This is a genomic window from Shigella sp. FC1967, from assembly GCF_001743005.1.
GTDB lineage: Bacteria > Pseudomonadota > Gammaproteobacteria > Enterobacterales > Enterobacteriaceae > Proteus.
Window position 1 is genome coordinate 20,055 of sequence record NZ_MIIZ01001276.1, and the last position, 9,557, is coordinate 29,611.

The following is a 9,557-nucleotide window of genomic DNA, read 5'->3' on the forward strand; positions in this document are numbered from 1 at the left end:
GAATGTACTGAAGACGGATTATCAAAAGTAGAAATCCGATTATTTAATGAAGTTGTCGCTGCGGGGTTTAATAATAAGTACAAAAAATTTATTATTAGTGCAAAACTCACGCCTCTTATAGATACAGAGGTAATTGAATTAATTAATAAATCGTTACACGACATAAAATGAGTATTTAGTCATTTACAAATAGGCCTCTAAATACTGATTAAACACTTGCTGATACTGCTTACGATCAAAAATAAGCTGTTCAATAGGTGTAATACCATGTTCATCAAGCTCTAGTGCGTCTTCTTTATCTAACCCATCTTCATAAGCAATATTATTCCATTTCACGTAATGGTCTGTAATATCTAAATCACAAGAAATCACAGAGCAATAATCACTACCACAATGGCAACGGTAGAGCACTAATCGATTATTATCTAATTGAGTATAAATAGGTTTAATACCTAAATATTGTTCGATTGTACTTCGAATTATTTTATGACGGTCGTAATTCGGAAACGCGTTTTTATCAACAACAAAAATATCAAAATCAAAATTTAAAAACCGCCAATCCGTTTGCCGATCAAAACCTAACCATTCGTCTAATGCCTTACCATCAACATAAAAATTAAAGTCAGCGCGTTGAATATTATTGTTTTGTTGAATACAGCGTAATTCTAGCCAATTATTTTTCATAAAGATGTCTATTTTTAGATTGATAACAACTTGATGTAATATATTTTATATCATTAAATAAGCATAAAAAAACAGCCAATATACATTGACTGGTTTTATTTTTGTCATCAACTCAATTTAAAATTAAGTTAATTACCCACTCTTATTGGTTATGAGTGCTGCTACGACGACGTGGTGTACCTTCGTTGTTACGACCACGGAAGTTACCGCGTTCACCACCACGATCATTATTACCACGACGTTGATCACCGTTGTTAAAACGACGACCACCTTGTGGCTGACCATCACGACGGCTGTTATTACGACGCTCACGGAAAGGCTGAGATTGAGCATCACCCACTAATTGCATATTGAGGGGTTTATTCATAATACGTGTACGTGTGAAATGGCTTAATAAATCTGTTGGCATACCTTTTGGTAACTCGATGGTTGAGTGAGAACCATACAGTTTGATATTACCAATGTAACGGCTGCTGATATCGCCTTCGTTAGCAATCGCACCAACGATATGACGAACTTCCACACCATCATCACGACCCACTTCAATACGGTATAAATCCATTTCGCCTGCATCACGACGCTCACGACGAGGAGAACGCTCACGATCGTTATCACCGCGACGGCGATCATCACGATCGTTAAATTCACGACGAGGACGACGAACAGGATCGGGTGGTAAAATAAGCGCACGCTCACCTTGAGCCATCTTCAGTAATACCGCAGCCAGTGTTTCCATATCCAGCGCTTCTTCACCTTGTGGCGCTAATTTAGGTAACAGAGCGCGATATTGATCAAGGTTGCTTGTTTCTAATTGCTGAGCGATTTGCTGTGCAAATTTTTCCTGACGACGTTGGCTGATAAGTTCTGCATTTGGCAGCTCTACTTCAGGAATAGTCATCTTCATTGTACGTTCGATATTACGCAGTAAACGGCGTTCACGGTTATCAACGAATAAAATTGCACGACCAGCACGGCCAGCACGACCCGTACGACCAATACGGTGAACGTAAGATTCTGAATCCATAGGGATATCATAGTTCACAACTAGGCTGATACGGTCAACGTCGAGACCACGAGCAGCAACGTCAGTCGCGATTAAAATATCTAAACGACCATTTTTTAGACGCTCTAATGTTTGCTCACGCAGTGATTGGTTCATATCACCGTTTAACGCTGCGCTGTTATACCCATTGCGCTCTAAAGCTTCAGCAACTTCTAATGTTGCGTTTTTAGTACGAACGAAAATAATTGCCGCATCAAAATCTTCCGCTTCTAAGAAACGAATTAATGCTTCATTTTTACGTGCGCCGAATGTCATCCAATAGCTTTGGCTAATGTCTGGACGTGTCGTTACGCTACTTTGGATGCGCACTTCTTTCGGATCGTTCATAAAACGACGAGTAATACGACGAATAGCTTCTGGCATTGTTGCAGAGAACAGCGCTGTTTGGTGTTCCGCTGGGATCTTACTTAAAATATTTTCAACATCTTCAATAAAGCCCATACGTAACATTTCATCAGCTTCATCTAATACTAAACCTTTTAGTTTCGATAAATCTAATGTGCCACGATTTAAATGGTCTAATAAACGACCCGGTGTACCTACAACAACTTGTGGACCTTGGCGTAACGCGCGTAATTGAACGTCGTAACGCTGACCACCATACAGAGCAACAACATTTACTTTTGGTAAATGCTTAGAAAAATCTTCAATTGCTTCAGCAACCTGAACCGCAAGTTCACGAGTCGGTGCTAAAACTAAAATTTGTGGTGCTTTTAATGATTCATCAAGATTGTGTAATAATGGCAGGCTAAATGCAGCAGTTTTACCACTACCTGTCTGTGCCATGCCCAAAACATCATTACCGTTTAAAAGGAAAGGAATACATTGTTGCTGAATTGGAGAAGGCTTCTCGTAGCCTAAGTCATTCAGTGCAGTCAAAATAGGTGCTGATAAACCTAGATCAGCAAAAGTCATATCGGTTTCAGTAGTCATGTCACTGTGCCTCATTCATTATGGCAGCCAGTTGACATAACATACCGCATGGTTTGTCGGTCTTTATCATCTAAAATGTGAACTGGCTCAAATTATATTATTAAACGAACAAACAAGCCCTCATCCTATGCAGATGATGGCTTTCAAACTGATCAGAGAAATGTTCGTCAGCTATTGCTGGTCCGATTCCGCTAGGTCTTCTTGTTGGCCTAACAGTGCTAATTCCAACAATGCGTAGCGGTGCTCAACAAAGTTATGTGCGTTGTTGGCAACCGTCAGCTTGAATAACGCTTCTGCGCTATCCGTATCCCCCAGACTTAGGTAATACTTACCTAAATAGAAGTTAGTTTCACTAAGATGCTCAGCGAGCGAAGTGTTATCGGTTGAAGCCTCATTTAGTTTCAACATTAATGTTTTCTCATTAATATCACCTAAATAAAACTCAACTATATTCCATCCCCATTGCCCCGTTTTATCCGCCTGTTGGTATCGCTGTTTTAGCTGTTGTTTAGCCAAATCAGTGTTTATCTCTTTTTCTACAAGATATAACCAAAGCGAACGAATAGGATCATTTGGAGCGACCTGATAAAACGCCTGCAGATCATCCTGCGCCAATTTCAATCGGCCACCGTAGTACGAAGCGATACCACGATTAAAACGCGCATTATTGTAAGTTGGATCAAGCTCTAAAACAGAATCAAACGCTTCATAAGCAGCATCGTAATTTGCTGCTTGCGTAAAATAGATACCTAGAAAATTAAAAATTTCTAGCATATCTGGTCGTATTGATAGCGCCATTGAAAAATCATTACGCGCTAAAGCTCGTAAACCGAGGCTATCATACAGCACACCACGCTCATATAAAAGCTGTGCGTACTCATCTTCGGTTAATGAGCGGCTCGCTAAGATTTGTTCTATACGAGCCAATATCACTTCTTGTTGTAAAGAAGGCTGCAATGGTGTGGCAAAAATCGCATTCTGACGCCACTCTGGACTAGTGCTGCATCCGGAAATAAAGATGAAAACAGCAATAGAACAACTGCGCAGAAATGTTTTCATTTCTCACTCCCAAAGTCAGACCTTTCAACAAAAAGCGTTCTAGACGTCCTACTTGTCAATCATAATAAGTCTCTACCGATACCTATGTCTAGATATCGGTAGTAGAATATCATTAATTCGCAGAATCTTCAGAAGAAGTTTCTGTTGCTTCCTGCTGATTAGCTTGAGCTTCTTTCATGCTTAAGCGAATACGGCCTTGACGGTCAATTTCCAGTACTTTAACTGGCACTTCTTGACCCATTTCTAAGTAGTCACTCACTTTCTCAACACGTTTGTCTGCGATTTGAGAAATATGAACCAGACCTTCTTTACCGCCACCGATAGCAACGAATGCACCGAAATCTACGATACGTGTTACTTTACCGTTGTAGATACGACCCACTTCAACTTCAGCAGTAATTTCTTCGATACGAGCGATAGCTTGTTTTGCTTGATCGCCACTTGTCGCAGCAATCTTCACTGTACCATCATCTTCGATTTCGATAGTTGTGCCAGTTTCTTCCGTTAATGCACGGATAACAGAGCCGCCTTTACCGATAACGTCTTTGATCTTGTCTGGATTAATTTTGATAGTATGAATGCGTGGTGCGAATTCAGAAATATCAGCACGAGGTTGGCTAATTGCATCTTCCATTACGCCTAAAATGTGTAGACGTGCGCTTTTCGCTTGGTTTAACGCAACTTGCATGATTTCGCGAGTGATACCTTCGATTTTGATATCCATCTGTAATGCGCTGACACCGTTACGGCTACCCGCAACTTTAAAGTCCATATCGCCTAAATGGTCTTCATCACCCAGAATATCGGAAAGAACAACAAAGTTGTCACCTTCTTTCACTAGACCCATTGCAATACCTGCAACAGATTCTTTAATTGGTACACCTGCGTCCATTAGTGCTAAAGAAGCACCGCAAACTGATGCCATTGAAGATGAACCATTTGATTCAGTGATTTCAGAAACCACACGAACGGTATATGGGAATTCTTCAATAGTTGGCATTACGGCTAATACGCCACGTTTGGCTAAACGGCCATGACCGATTTCGCGACGTTTTGGTGAACCCATCATGCCTGTTTCGCCAACAGAGTATGGAGGGAAGTTATAGTGCAGTAAGAATGTATCAGTGTGCTCACCCATGATGTCATCGATAGTTTGAGCATCACGAGCAGTACCTAATGTTGCCGTTACCAGCGCCTGAGTTTCACCACGAGTAAACAGTGCTGAACCGTGAGTACGTGGTAATAAACCCGTGCGAATATCCAATGCACGTACCATATCTTTTTCACGGCCATCAATACGTGGTTCGCCAGCTAATACACGAGCACGAACGATATTTTTCTCAAGACCTGAGAAGATTTCGCTGATTTCAGCTTCATCTAAAGTTTCATCTTCAGCGACTAACGTCGCGATAACTTCATCACGGATCGCTTCGATTTGTTCATAACGCTCTTGTTTTTCAGTAATACGGTAAGCATCACCAATACGAGTTTGAGCTAATTGCGCAATGCGGTCATGTAAAGTTTGGTTGATAGCTTCTGGCGCCCAATCCCATTTTTCTTTACCCACTTCTGCAACTAATGCATTGATGTTTTCGATCACAACTTGTTGTTGATCATGACCAAAGACTACCGCACCTAACATTTCTTCTTCTGATAATAAATCAGCTTCTGATTCTACCATCAGTACCGCACCTGCAGTACCTGCAACCACTAAGTCTAATTTACTAACTTTCAGCTCATCAACAGTTGGGTTTAGAACATACTGTCCATCGATAAAACCAACACGAGCGCCACCGATAGGACCATTGAATGGAACACCTGACAGCGCTAATACCGCAGAAGCACCAATCATTGCAACGATATCTGGGTTAACTTGTGGGTTAACTGAAACAACAGTAGCAACGATTTGAATTTCGTTTAAAAAACCTTCTGGAAATAATGGACGTAAAGGACGGTCAATTAAACGCGCAATTAACGTTTCGCCTTCACCAGGGCGGCCTTCACGACGGAAGAAGCTACCTGGAATACGACCAGCAGCGTATGAACGCTCTTGGTAGTTAACAGTTAATGGGAAGAAGTCTTGTCCAGCTTTAACTTTTTTCTTGGCTACAACAGTAACGAAAACAGCGGTGCCGTCCATATCGACCATAACAGCTGCTGTTGCTTGACGAGCCATCATACCTGTTTCTAATGAAACAGTATGTTGACCGTATTGAAATTTACGAACTGTAGGATTCAGCAAAATAATATCCTTTATCTTATTGTCGCCAGATGTTTAGCGACGATGAATGATCTTTTCTCCGCTACGTCCCCTCGCGACTAATGAAAATATTGACCACTTAATGATAAACACTTTCATTAGCCGCGCGAATTGTCGTAACTAGAGAGACTAAATAACAATCACCACATTAAAACATAACGACTAATATTAAAAATAGCACTTTCTAGTAGAAAAGGGGCCAACAGGCCCCTTTCCACTGAAACTCACTTAATTAGCGACGCAGACCTAAACGTTCAATCAGTGCAGCGTAACGAGCAACATCTTTACGTTTCAGGTAGTCCAGCAGATTACGACGGCTGGAAACTTTACGCAGCAGACCACGACGGCTGTGGTGATCTTTTTTGTGCTCTGAAAAGTGACCTTGCAGGTGGTTGATTTCTGCAGTCAGCAGTGCAATCTGAACTTCGCTTGAGCCAGTATCGTTAGCATCACGACCAAATTCAGCAACGATTTGTGCTTTCGCTTCAGTACTTAGAGACATAATAAACTCCAAATTAAGTAAAATTTTCAGATAGCCAATCTCTAATTCAGCTATCCAACTCAGCCACCTAAACAGATAGCCGCATTATTCTACGCTTCAAACACTTTTAGCGCAAGATTGCTATTAAGTGTTATCTTGTGCGCTATAGTCTACAACCACTCTTTTCGGAGCAACGAGACCCTCTTTAATGATAGCAAGACCAATGAATTTTTTTTCATCACCCTCTGTCACTCTTACCCATTCGCCTTCATTGATATCATGATTAACACGAACAGGCTGCCCCAGTTTGAGATAACCCGCAATAATTGTGCTCAAATTCACAACAGGAAAATGAGCAACAGCGGTATCCATAGGCAATAGTAGTGCATCAAGCGCCAAGAAAGGATCTTCTTGCACAGTTTGTGCATCCTCTATCATCGTTCTTAATTGCTCTAACGTTACCATTCGCTCTTTAGGATAATCTGCGACTTCTAATCGACGTAAGAAAATAACGTGAGCACCACATTGTAATTTCTCACCAAGATCATCAATAATTGTTCGAATGTAAGTCCCTTTAGAACAATGAATTTCCAGCTCTAGCTCATCACCTTCCCAGCGAATAAACTGGAGTTCATAGACCGTGATGGGTCTTGCTTCTCGCTCAACTTCAATACCTTGTCGAGCGTATTCGTAAAGCGGTTTACCTTGATGCTTTAAAGCAGAATACATTGAAGGAACTTGCAATGTTTCTCCACGAAAACTATCCAAGGCATCATCTAAGGCTTGCTGTGTAAATTGTATAGGACGCTCTTGAATCACCTCGCCATGTGCATCAGAGGTATCTGTTCGTTGCCCTAAACGTGCAATAACGCGATAACGCTTATCAGAATCCAATAGAAACTGTGAAAATTTCGTTGCTTCACCTAAACAAATAGGGAGCATACCTGTTGCTAAGGGATCCAATGCTCCCGTATGCCCAGCCTTACTGGCATTAAACATACGGCGAACTTTTTGGAGTGCATCGTTAGAGGAAATATCTTGGGGTTTATCGAGTAGCAATACGCCGTTAATCTCACGCCCCTTACGACGACGCCCCATTACTTGTCCTCTTTATGACGACGCTCTTCATCGTTTTTAACGACATTAGAAACTAAGTTAGACATACGCATACCTTCAACTAATGAGTTGTCATAAGCAAATGTCAGTTCAGGTACAATACGTAAACGCATTGCTTTGCCTAACAAAGAACGAATAAAGCCAGCCGCTTCATTAAGTGCAGTTAAACCATCATCAACCATCTCTTCTTCGCTTTTTTCACCACCTGACAAGTTTAAAAAGGTGACGAACACTTTGGCATAAGCCAAATCACGAGAAATTTCAACACCAGAAACTGTTGCCATTCCAATACGTGGATCTTTGACTTCGCGTTGTAAAATGATGGCGATTTCTTTTTGCATTTCCTGAGAAACACGCTGACTACGGCTAAAATCTCTTGCCATTTTATTTCTCCCTGACAATAGGCTATCGTCCTAGTTGTCATTGTTAATTCAAATCTAAAATCAATGATATCTAAAGAGTATACATGAAGTGATATTTAACAACCGCTTTCTCTGATTTCTTTCTTTAGAAATAAAATGTTTCTTTGGTGCTATTTTACCCTGTTATTTCACTTTCATAAATTACTGAAGGGCAATCTATTTCGGTTATGTTGAAAAATGAAGAGAAAATAAAAGGAGAATACAGCAAAGAAAGGAATTAAGAAGGGAGCCCTTGAGCTCCCTTTTAAAACAAAACGGACTAAATTAATCAATAGAACGTTTGATTTCGATAACTTGGAAGACTTCAATCATGTCGCCAACACGGACATCGTTGTAGTTTTTCACACCGATACCACATTCCATGCCATTACGTACTTCGTTGACGTCATCTTTAAAGCGACGCAGTGACTCAAGTTCGCCTTCATAGATAACCACGTTATCACGTAGAACACGAATTGGGTTATTACGTTTAATGTTACCTTCAACCACCATACAGCCCGCGATCGCGCCAAATTTAGGTGATTTAAACACATCACGAACTTCTGCAAGTCCCATGATTTCTTGTTTATATTCAGGTTCCAACATACCGCTCATTGCCAGTTTAATTTCATCAATCAGGCTATAGATAACGGAGTAGTAACGTAAATCAACGCTTTCTTGTTCAATGATACGACGAGCAGATGCATCAGCACGAACATTGAAGCCAAGAATGATTGCGTTAGATGCGGCTGCTAATGTTGCGTCAGTTTCGGTAATACCACCGACACCTGAACCGATGATTTTTAGTTTAACTTCATTAGTAGACAGTTTAGCTAATGCATCAGTAATCGCTTCACAAGTACCTTGAACGTCAGTTTTCAGAACGATGTTCAGTTCAGACGTTTTACCTTCTTCCATGTTAGCAAACATGTTTTCCAGTTTAGATTTCTGCTGACGAGCCAGTTTAACATCACGGAATTTACCTTGTCGGTATAAGGCGACTTCACGCGCTTTCTTCTCGTCACGAACAACCGTTGCTTCATCACCCGCAGAAGGAACGTTAGACAGACCTAAAATCTCAACTGGCATTGATGGACCAGCAGATTGAACGTCTTGACCTAATTCGTTACGCATTGCACGAATACGACCGTATTCGAAACCACACAGAACGATGTCACCTTTATTCAGTGTACCTTCACGGACAAGAATAGTAGCAACTGGACCACGACCTTTATCAAGGTAAGATTCGATAACAACACCGCTTGCCATACCTTCTTTAACTGCTTTCAGTTCAAGAACTTCAGCTTGTAAAAGAATAGCATCCAGCAATTCGTCAATACCTAAACCTTGTTTTGCAGATACGTGTATAAACTGAGTTTCGCCACCCCAATCTTCTGGCAGAATACCATATTGAGACAGTTCAGTTTTTAACGCGATCAGGATCAGCTTCGTGTTTATCAATTTTGTTCACGGCAACCACAACAGGTACGTTTGCTGCTTTTGCGTGTTGGATTGCTTCGATAGTTTGTGGCATGACACCATCATCTGCCGCAACAACCA

The 9,557-nt window shown here is 41.0% G+C and carries 7 protein-coding genes and 1 pseudogene; all 8 read right to left on the reverse strand.

The genetic code is table 11. The features are described 5' to 3' along the window. Positions 1 to 183 precede the first annotated feature (183 nt). A complete protein-coding gene (locus tag BHE89_RS26555; RefSeq protein ID WP_286146403.1) occupies positions 184 to 684 on the reverse strand; it encodes a hypothetical protein in 501 nt (166 codons plus the stop codon). 142 nt (positions 685 to 826) lie between these two features. Beyond that, the gene (locus BHE89_RS21165; RefSeq protein WP_069369837.1) at positions 827 to 2,680 is read right to left on the reverse strand and encodes a DEAD/DEAH family ATP-dependent RNA helicase; all 1,854 of its coding nucleotides are present in this window, start codon (positions 2,678 to 2,680) and stop codon (positions 827 to 829) included. Between the two features lie 171 nt (positions 2,681 to 2,851). Then, on the reverse strand, positions 2,852 to 3,739 hold the full coding sequence (gene nlpI / locus BHE89_RS21170) for a lipoprotein NlpI (RefSeq protein ID WP_069369838.1): 888 nt from the start codon (positions 3,737 to 3,739) through the stop codon (positions 2,852 to 2,854). A 112-nt stretch (positions 3,740 to 3,851) separates the two neighbouring features. Beyond that, positions 3,852 to 5,981 carry a polyribonucleotide nucleotidyltransferase gene (gene pnp, locus BHE89_RS21175; protein ID WP_069369839.1) on the reverse strand — a complete coding sequence of 710 codons (2,130 nt, stop codon included), beginning with the start codon at positions 5,979 to 5,981 and terminating at the stop codon, positions 3,852 to 3,854. Positions 5,982 to 6,231: 250 nt separating this feature from the next. Next, positions 6,232 to 6,501, reverse strand: coding sequence for a 30S ribosomal protein S15 (rpsO, locus tag BHE89_RS21180; RefSeq protein ID WP_069369840.1), 270 nt, complete (start codon positions 6,499 to 6,501; stop codon positions 6,232 to 6,234). A gap of 123 nt (positions 6,502 to 6,624) precedes the next feature. Further along, positions 6,625 to 7,578 carry a tRNA pseudouridine(55) synthase TruB gene (gene truB / locus BHE89_RS21185; protein WP_069369841.1) on the reverse strand — a complete coding sequence of 318 codons (954 nt, stop codon included), beginning with the start codon at positions 7,576 to 7,578 and terminating at the stop codon, positions 6,625 to 6,627. Beyond that, complete coding sequence (gene rbfA / locus BHE89_RS21190) at positions 7,578 to 7,979, reverse strand: 30S ribosome-binding factor RbfA (RefSeq protein ID WP_069369842.1); 402 nt, start codon at positions 7,977 to 7,979, stop codon at positions 7,578 to 7,580. The genes truB and rbfA overlap by 1 nt, the downstream gene beginning before the upstream one ends. Before the next feature lie 303 nt (positions 7,980 to 8,282). Continuing rightward, positions 8,283 to 9,557: pseudogene (gene infB / locus BHE89_RS21195) on the reverse strand (translation initiation factor IF-2); the annotation flags it as partial.